The organism is Amycolatopsis sp. NPDC004772 (assembly GCF_053601215.1).
In genome coordinates, this window is sequence record NZ_JBSGBK010000011.1 from 96,626 (window position 1) to 123,619 (window position 26,994).

Sequence of the window (26,994 nt, forward strand, 5' to 3'; positions counted from 1 at the left end):
GTGGAGGGCAACCAGTTCACCGGCGACGCCGGCACCGTGGCGCAGTTCGGCGCGGTGTACGGCAACGTGTTCCTGCCCGGCAGCGCAGCGGTGCCCGAGGCGGAGGTCGCGCCGCCCCGGGGGTGGGACGACCTGCCGGAACTGCCGCCGGCGGTCCGGAACCTGCTGCAGGTCCAGATCGACACCGCGAAGGACCTGCCGTACCAGCTGCCCGGCGCCCGGCAGACGTCCCTCGCGGCCGTCTATGTGCGTCAGGAGATCAGCAGCGAGACCGACAGCGGGCCGTCCGAGCCGGCGCGCCCGCGTCCGGTGCTGGACGGCCGCGGGCAGCGGATCGACCTGCCCGCCCGGCCGGTGCCGCGGCTGGTGGTCCGGCCGCCGTCCCGCACGGTGCGGGCGGCCCTCGACGACGACGACCACCTGCTCGTCACCGGCGGGCCCGGCCAGGGCAAGTCGACGCTGTCGCTCCGGCTGGCCGCGGACGTCGCCGGCCACTGGAAGGGCCACGACGGCGAAGCACCGCTCGCCGAACCGGTGATCCCGCTGCGCCTGCCGGCCCGGGAACTCGCCACCCGGCTCACCGTGCCGTTCTTCCAGGCCCTGGCCGAGAGCATCCAGGCCGAGTACGGCGCGCTGCTGGATTTCTCGATCGAGGCCGCCACGCTGGCCCGGCGCGTGGCCGGCTGCCGCTGGCTGCTCCTGGTCGACGGCCTGGACGAGGTCGCCGACCTGGTCCAGCGTGACCGGCTGATCAAGGTCCTGGCGACGCGGGCGGCCCAGGCGGCGCACTACCGGATCGTCCTGACCACCCGCCCGATCGCCGGGGCCGCGCTGGCCCCGTTCCACGGAGCCGGCGCGGCGCGATACGAGCTGCTGCCGTTCGACGAGGAGGCGCTGCGCCACTTCGCGGCCAACTGGTTCGCCGAAGGCGACCTGGCCGAGCGGTTCGTCCGGCAGGTGCATGACGCGAACCTGGACGAGCTGGTCCGGGTGCCGCTGCTGGCCACGATCGCCGCGATCATGTTCGAGCAGGACACCAACCGGCGGCTGCCGGACAACCGGTACGAGCTCTACGAGAGTTACCTGGCGTACCTGCAGTCCGCGCGTTCGATCCCGCCGTCTCCCTGGGACGAGTGCCGCGAGCGCCTGTTCCGGCACCTGGGCTGCGTCCGCCTGGAGAAGGACACATCACTCCTCGAGGCGGCTGGTGACTGGGCGGCGGCGAAGGCGCCGCACGCCTGCGCCACGCCGAACTGGCGCGACCAGCTGACGACGTACCTAACCACGGTCGGCCCGTTCGTCTCGCGGGCGGGCGAGCTGCGGTTCCTCCACCACAGTTTCGCCGAGCACCTCGCGGCGACCGCGCATGCTCTGCGGCTCCCGGACCGGTTCGACTCGGCGGCCGACGAGTTCGTCCGGCTCCTGCACACGGCACGCCCGGGCGAACGCGGCCGGCACGCTCGGCTCGTGTTGCTGCACTACACGAGGTTGCGACAGCCCGAGACCGACCGGCTGATCGGGCACCTGCACGCGGGCAACCCGGCGATGCACGTGCTCGCGGCGCGGCTGTTGGCCTGGCACGCCCCGGCGAGCGCGGAGGTGACGGACGCCTTCCTGGCCACGGTCCGGCGCTGGGCGATGACGACGCAGTACCCGGCGCAGGTGATCCTCACGCAGGTGAGCCGGGCGGCGCATCATCCGGCGCTAGCGGGGTGGCTGCGCGACCTGATGGGCGATCCGGTGGCGCCGTGGGAGTCGCGGATCGAAGCGGGCAGGGCGTTGGCGGCACGGTTGTACGGTCTCGACCGAGTCGATGCGGTGGCGATGCTGCGGTCGGTGGTCGAGGACGAGGCGAACTCGGTCGAGTTCCGGTTCGAGGCGGCCAAGGCGCTGGCGGAATGTGGCACGGACGAGCGAGCGACGGCCGTGTCCGGCCTGGTGTCGGTGCTGGCGGATCCGTCGGCGACCGCATTGCAGTGCCGGAACGCGGCGATCGTGCTGGCGGGACTGGGTCAGGGCCCCCGAGCGCGGGCCATCGAGGCGCTGGCCGGGCTGCTCGACGACCCCGAAGCACCCGAGGACGACGTGATCCAGGCGGCCATGGGGTTGGTAGAGATCGGGGCCGAATACGACGACCGGTGTGCCGAGCTCTTCCGCGCCATCCTGGCCGGCCCCGACGATGCCACCCCTGGCGTGCGAAACGCGACGTTGGGCCTGGCATCACTGGGACACCTTGCGGACGCGGTCACCGCGCTCCGGGCCAGGCTCGTCAGCCGGCGGCGGAACCGCGTCAACCTCGCGGCCAGCCTGCTCGCCCAGCTTGGTCCCCAGTACCGGCTGGAAGCCGGGAACACGGTGTACGCGTCGGCCGCCCGCCCGGGTGTGACCGCATCCACCCGGGTGAACATCGCCGGGGCGCTCAGGACTTTCGGTACGGCGTTCGACGACCAGGCCCTCGCCCTGCTCCGTACGGTCTCCGCTGACCGGCCTGCCGACACCAACGCCCTGCTGTGGATGGCCGACGCCTTGGCCAAATTCGGTCCAGAGTTCCACCTGGAGGCGGCCCGCGAGCTCATCCGGGTGGCCGAACACCCCCATGCTGCGCACTTCGAACGCACCTCGGCCTTCAGCAAACTCGCCGACCTCGGCGAACCACACCGGTCCGTGGCCGTGCTCGCACTGCGGCGCGATCTGACGAACCGCGGCGCCGCCCCTGACCTTCGCGTCGAGGCAGGCACCGAGCTGATCAGGCTGGGACCCGAGTTCCATGCCGAGGCAGCTCAGCATCTCCTCGAAGTGGCTTCGGGCCGCGGAGCCAGTCCCCAGCTGCGCATGTCAGCCTGGGAGGCACTCCAGTCTCTCGGGACGGTCTTCCACCACCAAGCATCGAACGCAATCATCGACCTCCTCGGCCCTCAAGAAGGCAGCGCCTGGGAAGCTCACGATTCGGAAGGCGTCTTCTACGGCGACGACGTCGATTCGCAAGCCGCGGCCGTCGCACTTGCTTCGGTCGTGCGTGATCCGGCGCGGGGCGTCCGGCACCGCGTGGCCGCCACCCGCAGCCTGGTGAACCTCGGCCGGCGCTACCACGTGCAGGCCACAACGGGATTCGTCGAGCTCCTCGATCGCAACGAAATCCCCGTCGACGAGCTCTCGCAGGCAGCTGGAGTCTTCTCCGATGTGAGCGCAGTTCGGCGGGCCGAGCTGGCCGAGGTACTCACCGCCGCCGTGGTGCCGGGACGAGCTTCGGCCGAACTGGTCTGTCAAACGGCCGAAGCCTTGGTCGGCCTGAAGCTGTCCGATCCGCGGATCGACGCAGCGGTGCGCGCCCTGCTGTCCGACGAATCGGCCACCGGCAGCCAGCGCGCCGAAGCCGCAGTCATCGCCGCGGGGCAAGATCCGACGGAATCGCCGGCCGCGCTTGACATGGTGCGCCGCCTTCAGCACGACATCGGCACCCCCGCGTGGATCAGCCACGTCCAGGCTCTTGTCGCGCTCGGTGCGGATCCGCCCGAGGAAGTCCGGACGGGCGTCTCGGCGGCGGACGCGTCCCTGTGGATGCGGCAGTCCTGTGCGGAGTTGCTGTGCGAATACCACCCGGACCTGCGTCACGAAGCGGTGGACGAGTTACGCGCGCAGGTTGCGGACGGTCACCTCCGGTTTCCCTGGCGGTCCCGGGCAGCTCTGCAGCTCGTCCGGCTCGACCCCACCATTGTCGACGAGGTCATCACCTTCCACCGGGAGATCCTCGACGACGAAACGGAGGTCGTTTCCGACCGCTGCCAGGCAGCGAACACGCTCGTGCAGCTCGATCCCGCGCAGCACGGTGCTGCGCTGGCCGTTCTCCGGCGGCTGGCCGCCGACTCCGAACTGGACGGCGCGGAACGCGCAGTCGCGGTGAAATGGCTGACCTGGAGCAGCCCGGCACCGTCCGAGCTCGTCCCGCTGGCGCGGGCCATCGTCCACGACCCGGCGACCTCCCTCGAGGTGCGGCAGGACATCGCCGGGTTCCTGCCGGCGGCCGAATTCCGGGCCGTTTCGCGAGCCACCATCGCCGACCGGTTCACCACGGTCGCCTGCTGGACGGAGACGACGGCCGGCTACTGGGACAACTGGACGGTGGCGAGCGAACTCGAAGCCACCCTCCGAGACGTGCTGGCTGGTCCCGAAACCTCTCTGGCAGACCGGGTCGCCGCCGCGACCGCGCTGGGCAGGCTCTCCCCTCGGTTGGTCCCGGAGGCGGTCGCCCTCCTCGAGGAACTCGGCGGGAGCGGCCACCCCCGGCTGCGACGCCTGCTCGCTCTCGCGGAGCTGGATCCGTCCTGGCGGAGACGCCTCCTCACCGACACCCGGGCCGCTCTCGACGACGAAGGACGGGCGTGGCGGGACCGGCTGGAAGCCGCGGAACTCCTCATCGACCTCGATCCCGAACCGCTGACGGAGGCCGATCACGTCCGGCTCACCCGGCTGATCCGCGATCGCCGCCTCGCCGACCACGCCCGGATCGCGCTGTCCTCCGCGCTCCGGCGATTGGACGACATCCGGTCCCTGCGCGACGACGATCGAGCGGACGCGGCGGTCCGCTGGAAGGCGGCGGACTGGCTGCCCGGTTACGCCCGCGAAGACCGCGAGCGGGGCGCCCATGTGCTCGCGGCCATCGCCGGAGATCCGGCGGTCCGGGCCGCCTTGCGCTGGCGCGCCGCGGAAGACCTCGCGGTTTTGGGCACGCGCGGCCGGACGCTCGCCGTGGAACGGCTGCGGGCGATCATGACGGACGAGACGGTGCCGGCCCTGGCGCGGATGAACTCCGCACGGGTGCTCGGCGACATCCGGCCCGACCTGCGCGGTGAAGTCCTGACCCTCCTGCGCCGGCTTCAGGCCGCCGCCGGGCCCATGGTCCGGTTCCAGGTTCTCGAAACCATCGGCAGGCACGAACCGCAGGAGGCCACGTGCGCCCTGCGGGCCATGGCCGAAGATCCGGCCCTCCAGCCACTGGTCAGGGTGCATTGCGCGGTCAGGCTGGCGAGACTGCACCGCGACTGCCGTGAGCCTGCCGCGCTGGTCTGCCGGGAACTGGCGCACGACACGACCATCCCGTGCCACGTCCGGGCCGACGCGGCACGGACGCTGGCTCGTCTCAGCACTCTCTGCCGCCAGGAAGCCCGCGATCTCCTCAACGAAATCCACGCCGACTGGGGGCATCAGCCGACCAAGCGAGCCTCGGCCGCCGCCCAATCGTCCGTTCCCGACGGCTCGTAGCGGCGGATTTCCTGCGTCTCGCGCACCAACGCCCGCATCGCCGCCAGGTCCGGGAGGTCCTCCCCCAACGCCCGGGCCTGGACGAGCACGTTCCCCAGCGCCGCCGCCTCGACCGGGCCGGCCAGGACCGGGACCCCGCACGCGTCCGCCGTCGACTGGCACAGGAGCTCGTTGCGGGCGCCGCCGCCGACCAGGTGGATGACGTCGACGGGACGGCCCGTCAAGCGGGACGCCGTGCGGATCGTGCGGCGGTGGGCCAGGGCCAGGCTGTCCACGATGCAGCGGACCACCGCCGCCCGGTCGGCCGGCGGGCGCTGGCCCGTGGCCCGGCAGGCCGACTCGATCCGCGCCGGCATGTCGCCCGGGGGCAGGAACGCCGGGGCGTCGATGTCCACCACCGCCGCCAACGCGGGTGCCGCCGCCGCGGCCGCCAGCAGCGCGGGCAGCTCGTCCGGGCACGACCACGTGCGCAGCGTTTCCGACAGCACCCACAGGCCCATCACGTTGCGCAGGAAGCGGATGGTGCCGTCGACACCGCCCTCGTTCGTGAAGTTCGCCGCCAGGGCCTCGTCGCTCAGCTCCGGTGCGGGCAACTCCAGGCCGGCCAGCGACCACGTGCCCGACGAGATGTAGGCGAAGTTCGTCCCGGGCGATGCCGGCACCGCGACCACCGCCGACGCCGTGTCGTGCGAGCCGACCGCCACCACCGGGAGGCCGGACAGCTCGTCCGCCGTGCCCACCACCGTCCCCGGGTCGCGCAGCGGGGGCAGCAGCCGCGGCGGGATGCCGACGCGCGTAGCCAGCGAAGTGGCCCAGGTCCGCGCGCGGACGTCGTACAGCTGAGTGGTCGACGCGTTCGTCCGCTCCGCCCCGATCGCCCCGGTGAGCCAGTGGTTCAGCAGGTCCGGGATGAGCAGCATCGTCGCCGCCGCGTCGAGCCGGTCGCCTTCGGAGACCAGTTGGTACAGCGTGTTGAACGGCAGCTGCTGCAGCCCGGTCACGTCGTAGAGCTCGCGGGCGGGCACCTTCGCCGAGACCTCGGCCGGCACGCCGTCGGTGCGCGAGTCGCGGTAATGCACGGGGTTGCCCAAGAGCGCGCCGCGCTCGTCCAGGAGCCCGTAATCCACGGCCCAGGAGTCGATGCCGACGCCGTCCAGGCGCCCGGCCTCGCGGATCCCGGCGAGGGTCTCGCGGTACAGGCCCAGGATGTCCCAGTACAGCACCGGCCCCGCGCGGACACCGCCGTTCGGGAAGCGCCGCACCTCCGCCACCGCCAGCCGGGACGGCCCGGCGGTCCCGGCCATCACCCGTCCGCTGGACGCGCCGAGGTCGACGGCCGCGACTCGCTTCACGGGCGGACCACCGTCAGCTCGAGGCCGAGCAGGTCCGCGACCGCCGTCAGCTCGGCGACGCGGTGGCCGGTGCCGAGCGCCCAGTGGTGGGCGATGCCGCTGGCGGCCCAGGCGTCGGTCCACTCCCCCGGGTCGCAGCCGAAGTCGACGCGGGAGGTCGTGTTGCCGATCCGCAGCAGCGGGCCGGGCACGACCGTGCCTTCCGCCGCGATGAGCGTGAACGTCCCGTCGCGGCGCTGGCCGAGCCCGCACAGCGTCACCGGCCCGTGCTTGACGTCGAACTCGACCGAGACGCCCCAGCCGCGCTTGCCGTGGTAGACGCCCAGGCCGCGCAGCAGCGGCTTGCGGGCGCTGATCCCGAGGTGCGCCGGGCCGTCGTGGCCCATCTCGACCACCTGGTCGCGGAAATTCAGCGCCTGCAGCTCGGTGAACGAGCCGCCGGCCCCGAGCCGGTCCATGACCAGCATGGCCAGCGACGTCCGCAGCTCGTATTCGCCGACCGCCGGGATGCCGCGGGCGGTGAGCAGGGACGCGCCGAGGATGAACCCGGCGCCGACCCGCTCGTGCGTCTCGCCGTCGAGACCGCGGTGGTAGTAGGCCAGGGAATCCAGCGAGAAGTCCTCGACGAGCCGGTCGAGGGCCACCGAGACCCGGGCGCCCCACGCGAAGTCTTCGTCCACAACGGACTCGTCCACTGTGAACACTTCGCGGGCCAGCTCGACCCGGTCCTTCGTTTCGGACTCGGTGACCTGCTCCACGCGCACCCGCAGGTCGTCGACCTCCAGGATCTCGACGTGCCCGCCTAGCTGGGCCGACACGAGCGTCGGGTCGGTGGCGACGTCCATCATTCCCGGGTAGAGGTGCCCGAGCAGCCCGTGGCGGCCGTGCCGCAGCGCCGCCCGCACCCCGGCCGCCTTGATCCAGCGCTCGATCCGCGTCCACGCCCGAGGATCCTCCAAGTACCCGGACACCGAGCGGAACTCGACGCCGAGCCGCCGGAAGGCGTTGGCCATCTCCGGCAGCGGGCAGGCACCGCAGTAGGCCAGCCACGCGCCGGTGTCGAAGGACTCGTGGTCCATCGCCTCGGTGGGCTGCAGGTTCAGCAGCAGCACCGGCGCGCCCGAGCGCTGCGCGACCGGGGCCAGCATGCTCGACGTCAGGTACGTCGTCAGGAAGCCGACGATCAGGTCGCACCCGGCCACCCGCAGCTTCTCCGCCGCGGCGGCACCTTCGACCGCGTCGGAGACGAACCCGGCGTCGACCACTTCGCAGTCCAGTTCGGACAGTCGTTCCGAAACGCGCCGGGCCGACACCTCCAGTTGCGGCAGGAGCGCCGGGAACTGCGGCCAGTACGCGCCGAGCCCACCGGACACGAGGCCCACGCGGGTGCGGCGCGGGGTGAGGCGATCCACGGTCATCGGTCCTTTCGTCAGCGCAGGAACGCGGCGGCCACCCCGGCGTCCACCGGTACGTGCAGGCCGGTGGTGTGGGTGAGCTCGCCGCCGGTGAGGGCGAACACCGCGGCGGCGACGTGCTCGGGCAGCACCTCGCGCTTGAGGATGGTCCGCTGGGCGTAGAACTCGCCGAGCTTCGCTTCCTCGACGCCGTAGACCGCGGCCCGCTGGGCGCCCCAGCCGCCGGCGAAGATGCCGGAGCCCTGCACGACGCCGTCGGGGTTGACGCCGTTGACCCGGATGCCGTGCCCGCCGAGTTCGGCGGCCAGGAGCCGGACCTGGTGGGCCTGGTCGGCCTTCGCGGCGCCGTAGGCGACGTTGTTCGAGCCGGCGAACACCGAGTTCTTCGACGAGATGTAGACGATGTCGCCGCCGATGCCCTGCGCGACCATGGCCTTCGCCGCGGCCCGGGACACCAGGAACGAGCCCTTGGCCATGACGTCGTGCTGGAGGTCCCAGTCGCGTTCGGTGGTTTCCAGCAACGGCTTCGAGATGGACAGCCCGGCGTTGTTGACCACCAGGTCGATGCCGCCGTACGCCAGCACTGTGGCGTCGATCGCCGTCTGGACCGCCGCGGCGTCGGTGACGTCGGCGGTGACGGCGGTGCCGCCGATCTCCGCCGCGACCTCCACGGCCGCGTCGCCGTCGAGGTCCGCGATCGTGACGCACGCCCCCTCGGCCGCCAGCCGACGGGCGATGGCCTTGCCGATGCCCGAGCCGGCCCCGGTGACCAGGGCGATCCGCCCGGCCAGGGGCCTCGGCTTCGGCATCCGCTGCAGCTTCGCCTCTTCCAGCGCCCAGTACTCGATCCGGAACTTCTCGCTCTCCGCGATCGGCGCGTAGGTCGAGACGGCTTCGGCGCCGCGCATGACGTTGATGGCGTTGACGTAGAACTCCCCGGCCACCCGCGCGGTCTGCTTGTCCTTGCCGAACGAGAACATCCCGACGCCGGGGACGAGCACGATGGCCGGATCGGCGCCGCGCATCGCGGGCGAATCGGCGTCGGCGTGCCGCTCGTAGTAGGCGCGGTAGGCGTCGCGGTACTCCGCGTGCAACTCCTTCAGCCGCGCGACGACGTCCTCGACGGGCGCGGTCGCGGGCAGGTCCACCACCAGCGGCCGGACCTTGGTGCGCAGGAAGTGGTCCGGGCAGGACGTGCCCAGCGCGGCCAGCGGCTGGAGCTTCTCCCGCGCCAGGAACTCCAGCACGACGTCGCTGTCGGTGTAGTGGCCGACGACCCGCTGGTCGGTCGAGGCCAGCCCGCGGACCACCGGCGCCAAGGCCGCGGCGCGCGCTCGGCGTTCGGCCGCGGGGAGGGCTTCGAAGCCGGGGACGACCGGCCCGAACGGCTCCGGCGCACCCCGCGCCGCCAGGAACTCCTCGGCCGTGCGGATGATCTCCAGGGAGTTGCGCTCGCACTCCTCCGAGGTGGCGCCCCAGGCGGTGATGCCGTGGCCGCCGAGGATGACGCCGATGGCCTGGGGGTTGGCCGCCTTGACCGCGGCGATGTCCAGGCCCAGCTGGAATCCGGGCCGCCGCCAGCCGACCCAGGCGACCCGGTCGCCGAAGCACTCCTTGGTCAGGGCCGGGCCGTCGGCCGCCGTGGCCAGCGCGATGCCCGAGTCCGGGTGCAGGTGGTCGACGTGCGCGGCCTCCACGAGACCGTGCATGGCGGTGTCGATCGACGGCGCCGCCCCGCCGCGGCCGTGCAGGCAATAGTCGAATGCGGCGACCATCTCGTCCTCGCGCTCGACGCCCGGGTAGACGTCGACCAGGGACCGCAGCCGGTCCAGCCGCAGCACCGCGAGCCCGGCCTCGGTCAGCGTGCCGAGGTCGCCGCCGGAGCCCTTGACCCACAGCACGTCCGTGGGCGAGCCGGTGACCGGGTCGGTCACCGCGCCCTTGGCGGAGGTGTTGCCGCCGGCGTAGTTCGTGTTGCGCGGGTCGGCCCCGAGCGCGTTGCTGCGCGCGATGAGCTGCTCCGGCACGGTCATGCTCATGCTCCCCATCCGGCCTGCGTGCCGTCGGCGCGCTCGGCCACGATCTGCTCCTGGTACCCGCTGCGGTGGTACGCCGCGACCGGGTCCGGGTCGAGCCCGGCTTCGGTGCGCAGCTCGGCCAGCAGCGGCCGGACGTCGGTGTTGTAGGCATCCATCAGCACGGCGTTCGCTTCCAGGACGTTGCCCGCCTGCTGGGCCGAGCGCAGTGCGGGGCGATCCACCAGCAGCGCCTTCGCGGTGGCTTCCTGGACGTTCATCACCGAGCGGATGATCGCCGGGATCTTGGCCTCGATGTTGTGGCACTGGTCGAGCATGAACGCGATCCCGTACGCCGGGTCGAGGGCGTCGGCGCGGACGATCTCGTACATGATCCGGAACAGCTGGAACGGGTCCGCCGCCCCGACCATCAGGTCGTCGTCGGCGTAGAAGCGGGAGTTGAAGTCGAACGCGCCCAGTTTCCCGGCCCGCAGCAGGAACGCCACGATGAACTCGATGTTCGTCCCCGGGGCGTGGTGGCCGGTGTCGATGCACACCGTCGCCCGCTCCCCCAGCTCGATGCAGTGGGCGTAGGACGTGCCCCAGTCCGGGACGTCGGTCGCGTAGAAGGCCGGCTCGAACAGCTTGTACTCCAGCAGCATCCGCTGGTGCTCGCCGAGCCGGTCGTACGTCTCGCGCAGCGCCTCCGCCAGCCGGTCCTGCCGGTCGCGGAGGTCGTCCTGACCCGGGTAGTTGATGCCGTCGGAGAACCACAGCTTCAGGTCTCGCGAACCCGTCGCATCCATGATGTCGACGGCTTCCAGGAGGTGGTCGGTCGCCTTGCGGCGGATGCCCGCGTCCGGGTTGGTCACCGAACCGAGCTTGTAGTCCTCGTCCTGGAAGACGTTCGTGTTGATGGCACCGATCCCGACACCCAGGTCCCGCGCGTACGCGGTCAGGGCGGCGTAGTCGTCCACGCGATCCCACGGGATGTGCAGCGCCACGCTCGGCGCCACCCCGGTGAGCCGGTGCACCACCGCGGCGTCGGCGATCTTCTCCTCCGGTGTCCGCGGGACACCCGGTTGCGGGAACACCTTGAACCGGGTGCCCGAGTTCGCGTACGCCCACGACGGCGTCTCGATGCGCTGCGTCCGCAGGGCCGCTTTGACGGCTGTCACCTCACCCATGGCGATCACTGTCCTTCCCGGACGTCGAGGTGGAAGACCTCGTCGAGCAGCTGGAACCCTTCATCCGGCGGACCACCGTCGAGGCCGGTGAAGAACTCCGCCATTTCCGCCTGCCAGCGGGTGTTGACGTCGGTCTTCGCCATGGCGGCCTGCGCGGCGGCGAGGTCGTCCGCCTCGACGTACCCGATCAGCAGGCCGTCCTCGCGCAGGAAGAGCGAGTAGTTGCGCCAGCCGGTGTCGTGCAGGGCCTGCCGCATCTCGGGCCACACCGCCCGGTGCCGCTCGGCGTACTCGGCTTTGCGGTCGGGTTTGACCTGGAGGCAGAAGCAGTACCGGGGCATCAGAAGTTGAACTTGTCGATGTTGTTCGCGTCGAACGTCGTCGGCGGGCCGAGCACGATCTCGCCGTTCTCGCCGATCGTGTAGTCGCCGAGCTTGCCCGCCTTGAACTTCTCGCCCTGCTTGCCGGTGATCTGGCCGGACTTGAGCGCGACGCCGGCGTAGGCGGCGAGGTAGCCGATGTCGGCCGGGTTCCACAGCGCGAACTGCTTCACCGTGCCGTCCTTGACGAAGGCGCGCATCTGGTTCGGCGTGCCGAGCCCGGTCACCGCGACCTTGCCCTTGTAGCTCGACGAGCTGACGTACCGCGCGGCCGCCGCGATGCCCACGGTGGTCGGCGAGACGATCACCTTGAGGTTCGGGAACGACTGCAGCAGGCCCTGGGCCTCCTGGAACGACTTCTGGTCGTCGTCGTTGCCGTAGGCGATCTTGTCCAGCTTCAGGCCCGCGTACTCCGGCTTGGCCAGTTCCTTCTTGAGGACCTCGATCCAGGCGTTCTGGTTGGTGGCGTTCGGCGTCGCGGACAGGACCGCGATCTCGCCGGAGCCGCCGGAGAGGTCCTTGGCCTGCTTGGCCAGTGCCTCGCCGATGCCCTGGGTGGTGGCCTGGTTGATGAAGACGTCGCGGCAGTCCTTGGCGGCGTCGGAGTCGAAGGCGACGATCTTGATGCCGGCGCCGCGGGCCTGGTTGAGCGACGGGCACACCGCGTTCGGGTCGTTCGCGGCGATGCCGATGACGTCCTGCTGCTGCTGGATCAGCGTGTTGATGTAGCTGACCTGCGACGACGCGCTGGCGTCGTTCGGCCCGACCAGCTTGTACTCGCCCTTCAGCTCGGCCAGGGCCTCCTTGCCGCCGCTGACCTCGATGTCGCTGTAGGGGTTGTTGAGCTGCTTGGGCAGGAACGCCATCTTGACGCCCTCCTTCGCCGCGGCGTTCGGGTCGGCCGCGGCGGTGGACTGCTGGGCGCCGGAGCCGGCGTTGTCGTTCTTCGTCGTGCCGCTGCACGCGGCCAGGACCAGCACCAGTCCGGCCGACACTGCGCCGGTGAGGAGCCTGCCGGTGAGGAACCGTCGGGACATCTTCGTCACCTTTCCGGAGTTACCGCTTGCCGACGGCGACGCACTGCCGTGCGGGCCGAAGTCACGATGTTGGGGAGCAGGACCGACACGATCAGGAGCACGCCGGTCACGATGTTGAGCGCCTCGTTCGACACGTCCTGCAGGCGCAGGGCGTTCTGCAGCGAGGCCAGCAGGACCACCCCGGCGAGCACGCCCGGCAGGGTGCCCTTGCCGCCGAAGATGGACACGCCGCCGAGCAGCACGGCGGCCACGACGGCCAGCTCGAGGCCGAACCCGTTGTCGGCGCGGGCGCTGGAGTACCGCAGCGTCCACAGCACCCCGGCCAGGCCGGCGACCGCGCCGCTCACGACGTAGAGCCAGAACTTGAGCCGTCCGGTGCGGATGCCGGCGAACCGGGCCGCCTGCTCCCCCGCGCCGGCGGCGAACACGCCCCGGCCGATCGGGGTCGCGTGCAGCACGACGCCGAAGACGAGCGCGACGACGACCAGCGGGAGCAGCACGTTCGGGACCGGGCCGTCGCCGATCGTCCCGGTGACCCAGCTCGTGTAGGCCCGCGGGAAGTCGGCCACCGCGTTGTCGCCCAGCACCACGAACGCGAGCCCGCGGTAGAGCGCCAGGGTGCCGATGGTGACGGCCAGCGACGGCAGCTTCAGCACGGTGACGAAGAAGCCGTTCAGCGCGCCGAGGACCGCGCCGAGCAGGATGCAGAGCGGGATGATCGTCTCGATCGTCAAGCCCGCGTCCCAGAGGGAGCCCATCACCGCCGACGTCAGGCCGAGCGTGCTCGCCACCGAAAGGTCGATCTCGCCGGTGACGATGATGAACGTCATCGGTAAGGCGACCAGCGCGATGGGGAGCAGGTCGAGCAGCAGGAAGGTGAAGTTGCGGCTGGTGCCGAAGTTGTCGACCGCGCCCGAAGCGACGATCACCACGATCACCGTCACGAGCACGACGGCGGCGTCCCAGCTGAGCAGCCGGCCGAGCCGGTTCCCGGGGTCAGACATGGGAATCCCTCTTCTTCAGTGCCTTGGCGACCCGGACGGCGACCAGCCGGTCGGCGCCGATGGCCAGCAGGATCAGCGCGCCGACGATCGCCTGCTGCCAGAACTGGTTGATGTCGAGCACGGCCAGGGCGCTGCCGATCACGGTCAGCAGCAGCGCGCCGAGGCCCGCGCCCCAGACCGAGCCGCTGCCGCCGAACACGGCGACCCCGCCGACCACGGCCGCGGCGACGACGTTGAGCTCGTAGCCGGTGCCGGCGGCCGCGTCCACGGTGCCGAACCGGGCGGCGAACAGCACCCCGGCCAGGCCCGCGAGGGCGCCGCTGACCAGGAACGCGGCGCTGGTGTTGCGGCCGACGCGGATGCCGGCCAGCTGCGCGGCCTGCGGGCTCGACCCCATCGCGTACAGTTCGCGCCCGGCGCGGTAGCTGCGCAGCACGATCCCGGCGGCGACCAGGACCAGCACCGCGATCAGGACCAGCCACGGCACGCCGAGGATCGACGCCGTACCGAAGTCCAGGAAAGGCGCGGGCAGCTTGTCGGCGTTGATCTGCCGGCCGCCGGCCCAGAAGTAGCTGACCCCGCGGTAGGCGTAGAGCGTGCCGAGGGTGACGACCAGCGCGGGCACCTGGCCGAAGCGCACCAGGGCGCCGTTGACCAGCCCGCACACCGCGCCGACGCCGAGCCCGGCGAGGATCGCGACGAGCACCGGCAGCCCGGGGTTGTCCCTCATCAGCGTGCCGACGGCGAACGCCGCCAGGCCGAGCACCGAGCCGACCGACAGGTCGATGTTGCGGGTGATCATCACGATCGCCTGCCCGACGGCGAGCACCGCCAGGATGGCCGTGCCGAGCAGGATGTCGCGGATGCTCTGCCCGGACAGGAACCGGGAGTTCTGCGTCGCGGTGAACGCGACCAGCACGATCAGGGCGAGGACGATGCCGGATTCCCGGGCCTTCAGCACGTTCGCGGTCCACGACCGCCGCGAGTGGACGGCCGGTTCCTTCGTCACGCGGGCCTCCTCGGTGACGGTCATGCGGCGGCCCCCTGGCCCATCGCGGCGAACATGACCGAATCTTCGGTCGCCTCGGCGCGCGGGAGCTCGGCCACGAGCCGGCCTTCCCGCATCACCAGCACGCGGTCGGCCATGCCCAGCACCTCCGGCAGTTCCGACGACACCATGACGACCGCGACGCCCTCGGCGGCCAGCGCGGACATCAGCCGGTGGACCTCGGCCTTGGTACCGACGTCGATCCCGCGCGTCGGCTCGTCCACGATCAGCACCTTCGGCGCCATCGCCAGCCACTTGGCCAGCACGACCTTCTGCTGGTTGCCGCCCGAGAGCGTCCCGACGGGGTCGCCGAGCCTCCGGTACTTGGTGCGCAGGCGTTCGGTCCAGCGCCGGGCTTCCCGGCGTTCGCTCGCGCCGGTGAGGAAGCCGAGCTTGGAGAGGGCGCGCGAGCGCGGCAGCGTCACGTTCCGCTCGATCGACAGGTCCATGATCAGGCCCTGCTGACGCCGGTCCTCGGGGACGAGGGCCATCCCGGCGGCCATCGCGGCCCGCGACGAGTGCGGTTTGAGCTTCTTGCCGCTCACCGTCACGACTCCGGCGTCCCGTTCGTCGACGCCGAAGACGGCCTGGACGACCTCCGAGCGGCCGGAGCCGACCAGCCCGGCGAACGCGACGATTTCCCCGGCGCGCACCGAGAAGGAGATGTCGCGGAACACGCCCTCGCGGGCCAGGCCCTCGACCTCCAGCACGACCGCGCCGGGTTCGACGTCCTGTTTGGGGAACAGCGCGTCGAGGTCGCGGCCGACCATGCGTTTCACCATCTCCTCGACGGTGACGTCCTCCAGGGGGTCGGTGGAGACGTGCCTGCCGTCGCGCATGATCGTCACGCGCTGGCAGAGTTCGGTGATCTCCTCGAAGCGGTGGGAGATGAACATGATCGCCGCGCCTTCCTGGCGCAGCGTCCGGGCGACGCCGAAGAGCCGCTCGACCTCGACCCGGGTCAGCGCGGCGGTCGGCTCGTCCATCACCAGCACGCGGGCGTCGGCGCCGAGCGCCTTGGCGATCTCGACGATCTGCTGGTCGGCGATCGACAGCCCCCGGGCGGGCCGGGCGGGGTCGATCCGGACGCCGAGCCGGGCGAACAGGCGCTCGGCCTCGGCGCGGATCGCCGCCCGGTCGATCCGGCCGAGGCTCTTGCGCGGGTGGCGGCCCATCACGATGTTCTCCTCGACGCTCAGGTCCGGGAACAGGGTGGGCTCCTGGTAGATGACCGCGATGCCGGCCGCCTTCGCGTCGGCGGGCGAGCCGAACCCGACCGGCTCGCCGTCGAGCAGCAGCGTGCCGTCGTCGGGCTTGTGCACCCCGGCCAGCATCTTGACGATCGTGGATTTGCCGGCGCCGTTCTCCCCGACCAGCGCGTGGGCCTCCCCGGCGTGCAGCCCGAAGCTCACGCCGGCGACGGCCGCGACCGCGCCGAATGATTTCGTCACGCCGCGCACCTCCAGCAGAGGCACCCGGCCCGGGTCCTGCCGCGTCATCGCGACCTCCGGATTGAAAGGTTTCACAAATCTGGTGCGGTGAAGCTACTATGCGACGGAACGAGAAGTCAATGCATCGGCGAAGGCGTGGCCAAACGTGTCTGCACCAGGCCCTTCGCGGTGATGTTACGTTTCAAAGAGGGGGTTGCGATGGTGGTCAGGGAGCCCGGTGCCGAGCCCCGCGCGGCGGGCATGAAGGAAGTCGCGGCAGCCGCCGGCGTGTCCCTCGGCACGGTGTCCAATGTGCTCAACCGGCCCGACCGGGTCAGCCCGGCGACCCGGGCCCGGGTCGAGGCCGCGATGGCCGAGCTCCGCTTCGTGCGCAACGAATCCGCGCGGCAGCTGCGGGCCGGGCGCAGCCGGGTGCTGGCCTACGTGATGCTCGACGGCAGCAACCCGTTCTTCACCGACGTCGCGGCCGGCATGGAAGACGCAGCAGACGCTGCGGGCGAGGGCGACCTGTCCCTCTTCCTGTGCAACAGCGCGCACCAGCCGTCGCGGGAGGCGGCCTACCTCGGGCGCCTGGAACAGCAGCGCGTCCAGGGTGTCCTCATCACGCCGGTCGACCCGGACGCCCCGCTGCTGGGCGAGATCGCGCGCCGCGGCACGCCGGTGGTCGTCGTCGACCGCACGCCGGAAGGCACGACGCACTGCTCGGTCGCGGTCGACGACGTCTACGGCGGCGAGATCGCCGTGCGCCACCTGCTCGAGCAGGGCCACGAGCGGATCGCCTTCATCGGCAACCACACGTCGGTCGGCCAGGTCCGCGACCGCCGGAAGGGCGCGTTGCGCGCGTTGGAGGCGGCCGGCCTCGGCCCGGACCACCTGGTCGACCTGACGACGACGGCCCTGACGGTGGCGGACGGCCGAGGCGCGGGCGAGCGCCTGGCGGGCCTCCCGGCGTCGGTCCGCCCGACCGCGGCGTTCTGCGCGAACGACCTGGTCGCCCTCGGCCTGCTCCAGACGTGCGCGAACCTCCGCATGAGCGTCCCGCACGACCTGGCGATCGTGGGCTACGACGACATCGAGTTCGCGGCGGCGGCCGCGGTCCCGTTGACCTCGGTCCGCCAGCCGAGGCGGCGCCTGGGCCGCACGGCCGTGGAGCTGCTGCTCGCGGAGTCGTCCGAAACCGGCCACGAACACCGGAAAGTCGTGTTCACCCCGGAGCTGGTGGTCCGCGCCTCGACCCTGCGCTGAGCAACCCGCTGATCGTTTGTGACGTCTTACCGGCCACAAGCGATACCCCAGGGGAGCCCGAGCACGGAGGTCGTCTGTGTCCGATACCGAGCTGGCCGGCTCGCCGCCACGGCTGTCCCGGCGTGGGTTCCTCGCCGCCGGTGGTGCCGCGTTGCTCGGCGTTGTCGCCGGGTCGGCCGGGCATGCCGCGTCCGGGCCGGACAGCGTGCGGCTGGGGGATTTCTGGCTGTTCGGGCGGTACGACGACGGCTGCACCGAGCTCGGCTTCGACGAGATCGACCTTTCGCCGGTGCAGCTCCCCCACTGCGTGACGCCGCTTTCGTGGACCGGGTGGGATCCGGCGTCCTGGCAGGACCGGTGGGTCTACCGCAAGCACTTCACCGGCTCCGCGACCGGCCGCCACACCGCCCGCTTCGACGGCGTCATGACGAACGCCGAGGTGCACCTCAACGGCCGGCTCGTCGCCACCCACGAAGGCGGCTACCTGCCCTTCGAGGTGGCCCTGCCGGACGTCGTGACCGGGGACAACGTGCTCGCCGTGGTCGTCGACGGGCGGTGGGCGCTGGACGTGCCGCCGAACCTGCCGCGCGGCGGGCCGTCGGTGATCGACTTCTACCAGCCGGCCGGGATCTACCGCCCGGCCACGGTCGGCGAGGTGCCGCGGATCCGGCTGGCCGACGTCTTCGCCCGGCCCGTCGACGTGCTCTCCCCCGGCCGGTCGCTGCACCTGACGTGCACGCTCGACGCGCCGGTCGTGGGGCAGGTGACCGCGTCGGTGCGGCAAGCGGGCCGCGAACTCGCCACCGCTTCCGCGGCGGTCCGCGGGACGACGGTCGAGTTCGACGTCGGCGGGCTCGAGGCGGTGCGGCTCTGGGACGTCGAGGATCCCGCCCTGTGCGACGTCGTGGTGACGGTCCAGTCCGGAAAGCGCGCCCTCGACCAGCGGGTCGTGCGCACCGGCTTCCGCGACGCGCGGTTCACCACCGAGGGCTTCTTCCTCAACGGACGGCGGCTCAAGCTGTTCGGCCTCAACCGCCACCAGTGGTACCCCTTCGCCGGCGGTGCGATGCCGGACCGCGTGCAGCGCCGGGACGCCGAGATCCTGCGCCGCGAACTGAACTGCACGATGGTCCGCTGCTCGCACTACCCGCAGTCGAGCGCGTTCCTCGACGCCTGCGACGAGCTCGGCCTGCTGGTCTGGGAGGAGATCCCGGGCTGGGGCCACGTCGGGGACGACGCCTGGCAGCGGCGGAACCTGGCGGACGTCGAAGGCATGGTCGTGCGCGACCGCAACCACCCGAGCGTCATCGTGTGGGGCACGCGGGTGAACGAGGCGAACGGCACGACCGCGATGTACCAGCGGACCGGCCGGGTCGCGCGGCAGCTCGACCCGTCCCGGCCGACGAGCGGCGCGCTGGCCAGCACCACGCTCGGGCGGTTCGCCGGCAGCGACGTCGAAATCCTGGCCTACAACGACTACACCGCCCGGCGCGGGGCGCCGTTCCGGCTGCGCCCGCCGCGGCCGGGGGTGCCGTACCTGGTGACGGAGTCGATCGGCACGCTCGCCGGGGCCCGGGCCTACCGGCGCAGCGACTTCCCGGCGGCCCGGCAGCAGGCGGAACTGCACGCGAAGGCCCACGACCTCGCCGCCGCCGACGACCGCTACTGCGGGCTGCTCGCCTGGTGCGCGTTCGACTACCCGTCGGCCTGGCAGCGGTCGGTCGACGGGGTGAAGTACGCCGGGGTGTCCGACATCTTCCGGATTCCCAAGCCGGCCGCGGCCTTCTACGCCTCGCAGGGCGACCCGCGGGTGCGCGCCGTCGTCGAACCCGGTTTCGCGTGGGACTTCACGGCCCAGCCGGCCGGGCCCGGGGCGGGGGTGACGATCTGGTCCAACTGCGACCGCCTGCTGCTGTTCCTCGACGACCGGCCGGTGGGCGCGGCCCGCAGCCGGCGCGCGGAGTTCCCGCACCTGCGGTACCCGCCGTTCGCCGTCGACCTGGTGGTACCGAAGGGACGGCGGCCGCAGCTGCGCATCGACGGCTACGTCGGTGAGCGGCTGGTCCTCAGCCGCCGGTTCAGCGGGGATCGCGGGTCGGACGTGCTCAGCTGCGTGCCCGACGATCCGGAGCTGCGCGCGGACGGCAGTGACGCCACCCGCGTGGTGGTGGCGGCGGTGGACCGCTTCGGGACCGTGCGCGCGGGGACGACCGGCCGGGTGCGGCTGACGCTGACCGGCCCGGGTGAGCTGGTCGGCGATCCGGAGCTCGACCTCGGGGCGACGGGCGGAGCGGCCGCGGTGTGGCTGCGGCCGTTCGCGGGACAGCCGGGGACGCTCGCGTTGACGGCCCGCCACGAGAAGCTCGGCTCGGCCACGGCGACGGTCCGCGTGGCGACCACCGGAACGCGCCCCTGAGGCTGTCCCCCGACGGACGACACGGCTCACTCGCCGGTGAGCACCGCCGCCAGCACGGCGGCCTGGCTGATCGAGGGGGACCCGCTCGCCGTCAGCAGGGTCACCGGGCCGTCGCCGGCCAACGCGCGGAGGCGATCCAAGGCCGCCACCCGATCGGGCTCGCGCAGCTCTGCCCGGTAACGCTCGGCGAACTCCGCGAACCGCTCGGGATCGTGGCCGTACCAGGTGCGCAGCTCGTCGGACGGGGCCAGGCCGCGGTACCAGCCGTCGAGGACCACCGCCGTCCGGGCCGTGCCGCGGGGCCAGAGCCGTTCGACGAGCACGCGGACGCCGTCGGCGGGCCCGGCCGGGTCGGCCAGGCGCGCCACCCGGACGACCGTCGGCTGCATGCGCGCATTCTGCGTCGGGAGCACGCGGGCCGCCACCGGAGCTACCGCATCGGGCGGCCGCTGCCCCGGGCAGCGAACGGACAAAGGGCCACCACGGCGACCGTGGAGGGATCGCCGTGGTGGTCCTACCCCCAGCTCGTGCCGCCCGTGGGACGACGACAGCCGAATCCGCCGGTTCCCCGGCGCCCGAGCCGGCCGTGGACATCGTCGGGAGCATGTCCTGCGGCCCCGCCAGGATGGCGGACCGGGCCTGCACCACGCTTGCAGTACGCTTGCACCCCCGATCAGGTGAGTGGAGGTGACCGGGTGGAGTTCCGCCTCCTCGGCGCCGTCGAGGCGACGGCGGACGGCGACCCGGTCGATCTCGGCTCCCGCAAGCAGCGCCTGGTCCTCGCCGTCCTGCTGCTCGAGACGCCGCGGCCGGTCACCGTCGAAAGCCTCGTCGACCGGCTCTGGCCCGACGATCCCCCGGCCAGCGCGCGTGGCACCGTCCAGGCGCTGATCTCCCGCCTGCGCGCGGTGTTCCGCGCCACCGGCGGCCCCGAGCTCGTCACCGAAGACCACGGGTACGTCCTGCGTGCCGACCCGGACACCGTCGACGCCCACCGCTTCACCGCCCTCACCCACCGGGCCCGCGCGGCGGCCGACGAGACCGCCGTCGAACTGTTCGACGAGGCCCTCGCCCTCTGGCGGGGTGACGCGCTCGCCGGGGCCGCGTCGGGCGCAGTCGCCGAGCTGCTGCTCGCCGGGTTGACCGAAGCCCGCTGGAGCGCGCTGGAAGACCGCATCGACGCGCAGCTGCGGCTCGGCCGCGGGCGCGACGTGCTCGCCGAACTGACCACGCTGGTCGCCGCGCACCCGCTGCGGCAGCGGTTCGTCGGCCAGCTCATGCTCGCCCTGCACCGCGAGGGCCGCACCGACGACGCCCTCGCCGCCTTCCGCAGCCTGCGCGCCCGGCTCGTCACCGAACTCGGCCTCGACCCCTCCCCCGAGCTGACCCGTCTCGAAGCCGCGATCCTCGCCGCCGACCCGGCCCTCGACGCCGCGCCGGAGCCGGCACCCGAACCGGTCCGCCCGGCCCAGCTGCCCCACGACGTCCGCGGCTTCACCGGCCGCGCCGCCGAGCTCGCCCGGCTCGACGAACCGGCCGAGCCCGGCCCCGGCGCCGACATCCGCGTGGTCACCGGCACCGCCGGCGTCGGCAAAACCGCCCTCGCCGTCCGCTGGGCACACCGCGTCCGCGACCGCTTCGGTGACGGCCAGCTCTACCTCGACCTGCGCGGATTCGACCCCGACCACGAGCCGCTCACCCCGGCCGTCGCGGCCGCGCAGCTGCTGCGGGCGCTGGGCACCGACCCGCGGGCCATCCCGCCGGACCCGGACGGCCGCACGGCGCTCTGGCGTTCCCTGCTGGCCGACCGGCAGGTCCTCGTCCTGCTCGACAACGCCCGCGACAGCGCCCAGGTGACACCGCTGCTGCCGCCGTCCGGCACGGTGCTGATCACCAGCCGCCAGCGGCTCGGCGACCTCATCGCGCGCACCGGCGCGCGAGCCGTCCCGCTCTCCGTGCTACCGGCCGAGGATTCCCGGCAGCTGCTGGAAACCGTGCTCGGGCCACCCGCGGTCGCCGCCGAACCGGCCGCGGCGGCGGAACTGGCCCGGCTGTGCGGGCACCTGCCCCTCGCCCTCCGGCTGGCCGCGGCGAACCTCGGCGAGGTCTCGGGTATCGCCGAGCTGGCCCGCGAACTCGCCGACGGCGACCCCCTGGCCGGCCTGAGCGTCGACGGCGCCGAGGAAAGCGCGGTCACAACGGCGTTCTCCGTGTCCTACCGGGCCTTGCCCGCCGGGCACCGCCTCCTGTTCCGGCGGCTCGCCCTCGTGCCGGGCCAGACGTTCACCGCACCGGTCGCCGCGCGGCTCGCCGCCGTCACCGAAGGACACGCCGGCCGGCAACTCAAGGCCCTCGCCGCGGCCAACCTCGTCGAACGGCACTTACCCGGCCGCTACCGCTTCCACGACCTGCTGCGCAGCTACGCGGGCGGGCGGGTCGCGGCCGACGACACCGCCACCGACGCGGACGCGGCCCGGCGGCGGCTGTTCGAGCACTACCTGGCCACCGCCGACGCCGCGGGCCGCCTGCTGATCCCCCACTTCCTCCGGCTCCCCCGGCCCGATCCGGAACCGGCGTTCGAGGGCACCGAAGACGCGCTGGCCTGGCTGGACACGGAGTGGCCGAACCTCGCCGCCGCCGTCGAGCACGCGGCGGCACACGGCCCGCGCGAGTACGCCTGGCACCTGGCCGACGCGCTCCGGGCCTTCTTCCACCACCGCGGCCACCACGCGGAATGGATCGAGACGGCCACGACGGCGTTGACCGCCGCCCAGGCCGACGGCGACCGGCAGGCGCAGGCGGCGATGCGGCTGTCCATCGCGCTCGCCGGGGTCAACAGCGGCCGCTACGCCGACGCCCGCGCGCACCTGACGACGGTCCTGTCCGACGGGCTGGCAGCGGACTGGCCGCCGGGGCGCGCTGCCGCCCTCAACAACCTCAGCGCCGTGCTCCAGCGCCTCGGCGACGCGCACGAGGCGATCGCGTGCGGCCTGGAAGCGTTGCGGCTGTGCGAAGAAACGGCCATGCCGGGCATCACGATGGCGCTGGCCAACCTCGGGTTCGCCTGCGGGCAGGTCGGCGACTTCGACGCCGCGCTCGGCCACTTCGCCCGTGCCCTCGAGATCGCCGAACGCGACGACGCGCGGTTCAGCGTCGCCGTGCTGCTGGTCGACCTCGGGCACGTCCACCGCGACCTCGGCCACGCCGTCGCGGCCGAATTCTACGAGCGAGCCCTCACCGCCAACCGGGAACTCGGCTACCAGTACGGCGAAGCGGCGGCGCTGTCCGGCCGGGCGGTCATGGAGGCCCGGGCGGGCGACGCCACCCGGGCCCTGACGGACGCGGCCGACGCCGTCGAGCTGACCCGCCGCATCGGCGACCGCGGCACCGAAGCGTCCGCGCTGGCCGCGCTCGGCGAAACGTGCCTCCGGCTCGACCGCCCCGCTGAAGCGGTGAAGCATCTGACGGCAGCATTGGACGTCGCCCGCGAAACGAGCTTCACGTGGTGCGAAGCCGCAGCGCTGACCGGCCTCGCCGAAGCGGCGTTCGCCGTGGGTGACACCGAAGTGGCGCACACCCACGGCGAAGCGGCGATCAAGCTCGCCACCCAGGCCGGCTACCGGCCCCTGGAAACGCGAGCCGCCCGCGTGCTCAGCAGGTAGCCGGGGCCGTGCACTTCGCGCGGGCCAGGATGGTGCCGAAGTTGTCCTGGTAGGCCGCGCTGATCGCCGCGTTCTCGACCTTGATCAGGATTTCGTCGTTGTCGCGCAGGGCCGCGCCGGAGATGTTGTGCGAGCCGGTGAAAACGAGCTGCCGGCCGCTCTTCTCGCTGTAGTTGCCCGTGTAGAGCATGTACTTCGAATGCACGGTGATCTCGCGGTCGTTCACGGTCGTGCTGAATTTCTTGAGCGTGATGTTCGCCTTGCCCTTGAGCGCGGCCAGTGCCGCGGTGCCCAGGTCGTCGTAGACGATCCGGACCTTGCAGCCCAGCTTCGCGATGCGCGCCAGCTCGGTGACGACCGGGGTGCGCGAGTCGGCGATGTTGGCCTGCACGACGTTGAGCGAGCAGCCGGCTTCGTACTTGGTGATGTACTTCAGCAGCTGCGCCCACGTGTCGGTGGCGAACTCCTCGGAGGCGCCACCACGGGAGTCCGCGCGCGGCGAGAGGTAGCTGGTGACCATCGTGGTCAGCGTCTTGTGGTAGCCGGCGTCGTCGAAGTAGTCGTTGTTCTTCTTCTGCGCCAGCATCTTCTGCATGTGGCCGAGGTAGAAGCCGTACAGATCGGGGTCGCCGTACGTCAGCAGAGCGTTGTTGAACATGTTGCCCTGCACCGTGGTCAGGTTGTACGAGCCGATGACGACGACGTCCTTCTTGCCCTCGGTCTCGGAGAACATCCACAGCTTGTCGTGGTTGATCGAGTGCGGGCTGCCGTCGTGGGCGATGCACCCGGTGTTGTCGCCGCCGGTGCCGCAGAAGACGAGCTGGGTGAGCCCGGCGGACTTGAGGATCGGCATCGCGGTGTTCGCCGGGTCGTCGTCCGCGGCGCCGTCGAGCGCGATCCGCACCTTGACGCCGCGGGCCTGCGCCGCCTTCACCGCCTCGGCCAGCGCCGGCCGCGTCCAGCTGAAGAGGGAGATGTGGATCTCGGCACCGGCCGGGGTGCCGTTGGTCAGCTGGACCAGCCGCGTCTCGATGGAGTGGTCGCGATCGCCGTTCTCGGGCGGGTTGTTGAAGATCGCTTCCATGCCGGTCGCCTCGGCGGCCGCCGTCGGCGCGGCCTGGGCGATCCCGCTGCCGGCCAGCGCGAGCAGCGCGCCGACGGCGACGGTGAGCGCCTTGAACTTGGGGGTCATGTCTTCCTCCCGGTCGGATGCCCCCAAGCTCGCAATGCGGCGTACAAGATCCGTACACCCGGACGTTGCCGTGCATACACGACGAAAGCGGCACGGAACCCGACTCTTGGCGGGTTCCGCCCATCCGGGGCGCAGAGGACGCTTCTCCTGGCTCCCACGGGCGGAGCCGGGAAAGGACGACCTCCATGAGATCGAGGGTGCTTCCTGCCGTGCTCGGCGTGGCCATCGGCCTGCTGGGCACCGTCGCCGTCGCCACGCCGGCCGAGGCCGCCGCGGTCTGCGGCGACCAGATCGTCGGCAACGGCGGGTTCGAAAGCGGCACCACGCCGTGGACCCAGACCAGCGGCGTCATCACCGCGGCCACCACCGCGCAACCCGCGCACGGCGGCACGGTGCTCGCCCGCCTGGACGGCACCGGCAGCACGCACACCGACACCCTGTCCCAGTCGCTGACGCTGCCCGCCGGCTGCGCGTCGGCGACGCTCTCGTGGTGGCAGCACATCGACACCAAGGAGACGACCACCAGCACGAAGTACGACAGGCTGGTGGTGCAGGCGGGGACCGACACCCTGGCCACCTATTCGAACCTGGACAAGAACACCGGCTACGTCCAGCGCACCGTGGACGTCTCCCGCTACCTCGGCCAGACGGTGACGCTGAAGCTCACCGGCACCGAGGACTCCAGCCTGGCCACCAACTTCGTCCTCGACGACTTCGCGCTGACCACCACCGGGTCCGCGCAGTCGCCGGTCGTCACCTCGCCGGGCGCCCAGACCGGCGCCGTCGGCCAGGCCGCGTCGCTCCAGATCCAGGCGAGCGACCCGCAGGGTGACGCGCTCACCTACAGCGCCACCGGCCTGCCCGCCGGCCTCGCGATCGGCGCGAGCACCGGCAAGATCACCGGCACGCCGGCGACCGCGGGCACGTCCTCGGTGACCGTGACGGCGAAGGACCCGGCCGGCAACAGCGGCAGCACCACCTTCAGCTGGACGATCTCGGCCGCTCCCGCGGACTCGACGCGCACGCCGGTCAATCCGGCGTACACGGTGAACCTGACGTCGAACACCGCGGGCGACACGTGGACCGGGCACCAGAGCGTCAGCTTCACGAACGGCTCCGCGACCGCGCTGCCCGAGGTGTACCTGCGGCTCTGGGACAACTACCACGGCGCCTGCCCGACGACGCCGATCACGGTCACCAACGTCACCGGCGGCACGGCGTCCGCGCTGAGCGTGAACTGCACGGCCCTGAAGATCACGCTGCCCGCGCCCCTGGCCCAGGGCCAGTCCGCGACCATCGGGTTCGACCTGAAGATCGTCGTGCCCAGCGGCGCCGACCGGTTCGGCCACGACGGCGCGTTCAATATGATCGGCAACGCGCTGCCGGTGCTCGCCGTCCGCGACGGCGCGGGCTGGCACCTCGACCCGTACACGAACAACGGCGAGTCGTTCTACACGGTGATCAGCGACTTCGACGTCACCCTCGTGCACCCGACGTCGCTGCTGACCCCGGCCACCGGCACCTCGACCGAGACGACCAGCGGCACCACGACCACCACGCACGCGGTGGCTCCGAAGGTGCGGGACTTCGCGTGGGCCGCCGGGCCGTTCGCGAAGATCACCACGACGTCCGGCAAGGGCGTGCGGGTCAACGTCTACTCGGTCAGCGGGATCTCCACCAGCAGCGCCAACTCGATGTTATCGCTGGCCGCCGACGCCATCGACGTCCACTCGGGCCGCTTCGGCGACTACCCGTACGGTGAGGTCGACGTGGTGCTGGACAACAACTTCTGGTTCGGCGGCATGGAGTACCCGGGCTTCGTGATGGACCTGGTGTCGAACGTGGCCCTGCCGCACGAGCTCGCGCACCAGTGGTTCTACGGGATCGTCGGCGACGACGAGTACACCTCGCCGTGGCTGGACGAGAGCTTCACCGACTACGCCACCGACCTCTACCGCGGGATCACCGGCAGCGGCTGCGGCATCACCTGGCAGTCGAGCGCGGAGAAGCTGACCAACTCGATGGCCTATTGGGACGCGCATTCGTCCCGGTACTCCACGGTCGTCTACAACTACGGCAAGTGCACCCTGCACGACCTGCGGCGGCTGATCGGCGACACGGCGATGGCGAACCTGCTCAAGTCGTACGCGCAGTCGCACTGGTACGGCGTGTCGACGACGGCGGAGTTCAAGGCCGCGGCACAGGCGGCGGCCGGGTCGACCGACCTGACGTCGTTCTGGGCTTCGCACCGCGTCGAGGGCTGAAAAACCGGTTGGAGTTCCCCGTCCGCGTCCGCCACTGTGGGGACGTGGACGGGGAACGGCTCTTCTG

Annotated in this window: 16 protein-coding genes; 5 read left to right on the forward strand and 11 right to left on the reverse strand. The window is 72.0% G+C overall.

The genetic code is table 11. The features are described from left to right. Window positions 1–5,259, forward strand: a complete 5,259-nt coding sequence (locus tag ACWEF6_RS09860; RefSeq protein WP_449682544.1) for an NACHT domain-containing protein — start codon at window positions 1–3, stop codon at window positions 5,257–5,259. Here the strand turns inward: ACWEF6_RS09860 and ACWEF6_RS09865 are convergent. From ACWEF6_RS09865 to ACWEF6_RS09905, 9 genes are read right to left on the reverse strand one after another with little or no spacing between them, the layout of a single operon-like run. After that, the gene (locus ACWEF6_RS09865; protein WP_449682581.1) at window positions 5,202–6,563 is read right to left on the reverse strand and encodes a rhamnulokinase; all 1,362 of its coding nucleotides are present in this window, start codon (window positions 6,561–6,563) and stop codon (window positions 5,202–5,204) included. The genes ACWEF6_RS09860 and ACWEF6_RS09865 overlap by 58 nt on opposite strands. A 44-nt stretch (window positions 6,564–6,607) precedes the next feature. Then, window positions 6,608–8,029 (reverse strand): arabinose isomerase, encoded by a 1,422-nt coding sequence (locus tag ACWEF6_RS09870; RefSeq protein WP_449682545.1) that lies wholly within the window; start codon window positions 8,027–8,029, stop codon window positions 6,608–6,610. A gap of 11 nt (window positions 8,030–8,040) precedes the next feature. Beyond that, a complete protein-coding gene (locus ACWEF6_RS09875) occupies window positions 8,041–10,059 on the reverse strand; it encodes a bifunctional aldolase/short-chain dehydrogenase (protein ID WP_449682546.1) in 2,019 nt (672 codons plus the stop codon). Window positions 10,060–10,061: 2 nt separating this feature from the next. Beyond that, a complete protein-coding gene (gene rhaI, locus ACWEF6_RS09880; RefSeq protein WP_449682547.1) occupies window positions 10,062–11,228 on the reverse strand; it encodes an L-rhamnose isomerase in 1,167 nt (388 codons plus the stop codon). 5 nt (window positions 11,229–11,233) lie between these two features. Continuing rightward, on the reverse strand, window positions 11,234–11,569 hold the full coding sequence (locus ACWEF6_RS09885; protein WP_449682548.1) for an L-rhamnose mutarotase: 336 nt from the start codon (window positions 11,567–11,569) through the stop codon (window positions 11,234–11,236). After that, entirely contained in the window at window positions 11,569–12,645 is a 1,077-nt protein-coding gene (gene rhaS / locus ACWEF6_RS09890) for a rhamnose ABC transporter substrate-binding protein (protein WP_449682549.1), read from the reverse strand. Before rhaS ends, ACWEF6_RS09885 begins: the two co-directional genes overlap by 1 nt. Before the next feature lie 5 nt (window positions 12,646–12,650). Further along, the gene (locus tag ACWEF6_RS09895; protein ID WP_449682550.1) at window positions 12,651–13,649 is read right to left on the reverse strand and encodes an ABC transporter permease; all 999 of its coding nucleotides are present in this window, start codon (window positions 13,647–13,649) and stop codon (window positions 12,651–12,653) included. Beyond that, window positions 13,642–14,682, reverse strand: a complete 1,041-nt coding sequence (locus tag ACWEF6_RS09900) for an ABC transporter permease (protein ID WP_449682551.1) — start codon at window positions 14,680–14,682, stop codon at window positions 13,642–13,644. The genes ACWEF6_RS09895 and ACWEF6_RS09900 overlap by 8 nt, the downstream gene beginning before the upstream one ends. Further along, a complete protein-coding gene (locus ACWEF6_RS09905) occupies window positions 14,679–16,196 on the reverse strand; it encodes a sugar ABC transporter ATP-binding protein (RefSeq protein ID WP_449682552.1) in 1,518 nt (505 codons plus the stop codon). Before ACWEF6_RS09905 ends, ACWEF6_RS09900 begins: the two co-directional genes overlap by 4 nt. Window positions 16,197–16,346: 150 nt before the next feature. On the opposite strand from ACWEF6_RS09905, the gene ACWEF6_RS09910 reads away from it, so the two are divergent. Beyond that, a complete protein-coding gene (locus ACWEF6_RS09910; RefSeq protein ID WP_449682553.1) occupies window positions 16,347–17,393 on the forward strand; it encodes a LacI family DNA-binding transcriptional regulator in 1,047 nt (348 codons plus the stop codon). A 76-nt stretch (window positions 17,394–17,469) separates the two neighbouring features. Further along, a complete protein-coding gene (locus ACWEF6_RS09915; protein ID WP_449682554.1) occupies window positions 17,470–19,809 on the forward strand; it encodes a glycoside hydrolase family 2 protein in 2,340 nt (779 codons plus the stop codon). 26 nt (window positions 19,810–19,835) lie between these two features. Here ACWEF6_RS09915 and ACWEF6_RS09920 read toward each other — a convergent pair whose 3' ends face one another. Further along, window positions 19,836–20,198: a DUF488 domain-containing protein gene (locus ACWEF6_RS09920; protein WP_449682555.1), complete on the reverse strand. Its 363-nt coding sequence runs from the start codon at window positions 20,196–20,198 to the stop codon at window positions 19,836–19,838. 306 nt (window positions 20,199–20,504) lie between these two features. Here ACWEF6_RS09920 and ACWEF6_RS09925 point away from each other — a divergent pair, with 306 nt between their 5' ends. Beyond that, window positions 20,505–23,471 carry a BTAD domain-containing putative transcriptional regulator gene (locus ACWEF6_RS09925; protein WP_449682556.1) on the forward strand — a complete coding sequence of 989 codons (2,967 nt, stop codon included), beginning with the start codon at window positions 20,505–20,507 and terminating at the stop codon, window positions 23,469–23,471. On the opposite strand, the gene ACWEF6_RS09930 is transcribed toward ACWEF6_RS09925, so the two are convergent. Next, window positions 23,461–24,663, reverse strand: a complete 1,203-nt coding sequence (locus ACWEF6_RS09930; protein WP_449682557.1) for a phospholipase D-like domain-containing protein — start codon at window positions 24,661–24,663, stop codon at window positions 23,461–23,463. The genes ACWEF6_RS09925 and ACWEF6_RS09930 overlap by 11 nt on opposite strands. 197 nt (window positions 24,664–24,860) lie before the next feature. Here ACWEF6_RS09930 and ACWEF6_RS09935 point away from each other — a divergent pair, with 197 nt between their 5' ends. Beyond that, complete coding sequence (locus ACWEF6_RS09935; protein ID WP_449682582.1) at window positions 24,861–26,927, forward strand: putative Ig domain-containing protein; 2,067 nt, start codon at window positions 24,861–24,863, stop codon at window positions 26,925–26,927. Window positions 26,928–26,994: the final 67 nt, after the last annotated feature.

Bases quoted from the DNA above. Each gene is read 5' to 3' on its own strand.
- ACWEF6_RS09865 (WP_449682581.1), bottom strand. From the start codon at position 6,563: ATGGCCGGGACCGCCGGGCCGTCCCGGCTGGCGGTGGCGGAGGTGCGG.
- ACWEF6_RS09870 (WP_449682545.1), bottom strand. From the start codon at position 8,029: ATGACCGTGGATCGCCTCACCCCGCGCCGCACCCGCGTGGGCCTCGTG.
- ACWEF6_RS09875 (WP_449682546.1), bottom strand. From the start codon at position 10,059: ATGACCGTGCCGGAGCAGCTCATCGCGCGCAGCAACGCGCTCGGGGCC.
- rhaI (WP_449682547.1), bottom strand. From the start codon at position 11,228: ATGGGTGAGGTGACAGCCGTCAAAGCGGCCCTGCGGACGCAGCGCATC.
- ACWEF6_RS09885 (WP_449682548.1), bottom strand. From the start codon at position 11,569: ATGCCCCGGTACTGCTTCTGCCTCCAGGTCAAACCCGACCGCAAAGCC.
- rhaS (WP_449682549.1), bottom strand. From the start codon at position 12,645: ATGTCCCGACGGTTCCTCACCGGCAGGCTCCTCACCGGCGCAGTGTCG.
- ACWEF6_RS09895 (WP_449682550.1), bottom strand. From the start codon at position 13,649: ATGTCTGACCCCGGGAACCGGCTCGGCCGGCTGCTCAGCTGGGACGCC.
- ACWEF6_RS09900 (WP_449682551.1), bottom strand. From the start codon at position 14,682: ATGACCGTCACCGAGGAGGCCCGCGTGACGAAGGAACCGGCCGTCCAC.
- ACWEF6_RS09905 (WP_449682552.1), bottom strand. From the start codon at position 16,196: ATGACGCGGCAGGACCCGGGCCGGGTGCCTCTGCTGGAGGTGCGCGGC.
- ACWEF6_RS09910 (WP_449682553.1), top strand. From the start codon at position 16,347: ATGGTGGTCAGGGAGCCCGGTGCCGAGCCCCGCGCGGCGGGCATGAAG.
- ACWEF6_RS09920 (WP_449682555.1), bottom strand. From the start codon at position 20,198: ATGCAGCCGACGGTCGTCCGGGTGGCGCGCCTGGCCGACCCGGCCGGG.
- ACWEF6_RS09930 (WP_449682557.1), bottom strand. From the start codon at position 24,663: ATGACCCCCAAGTTCAAGGCGCTCACCGTCGCCGTCGGCGCGCTGCTC.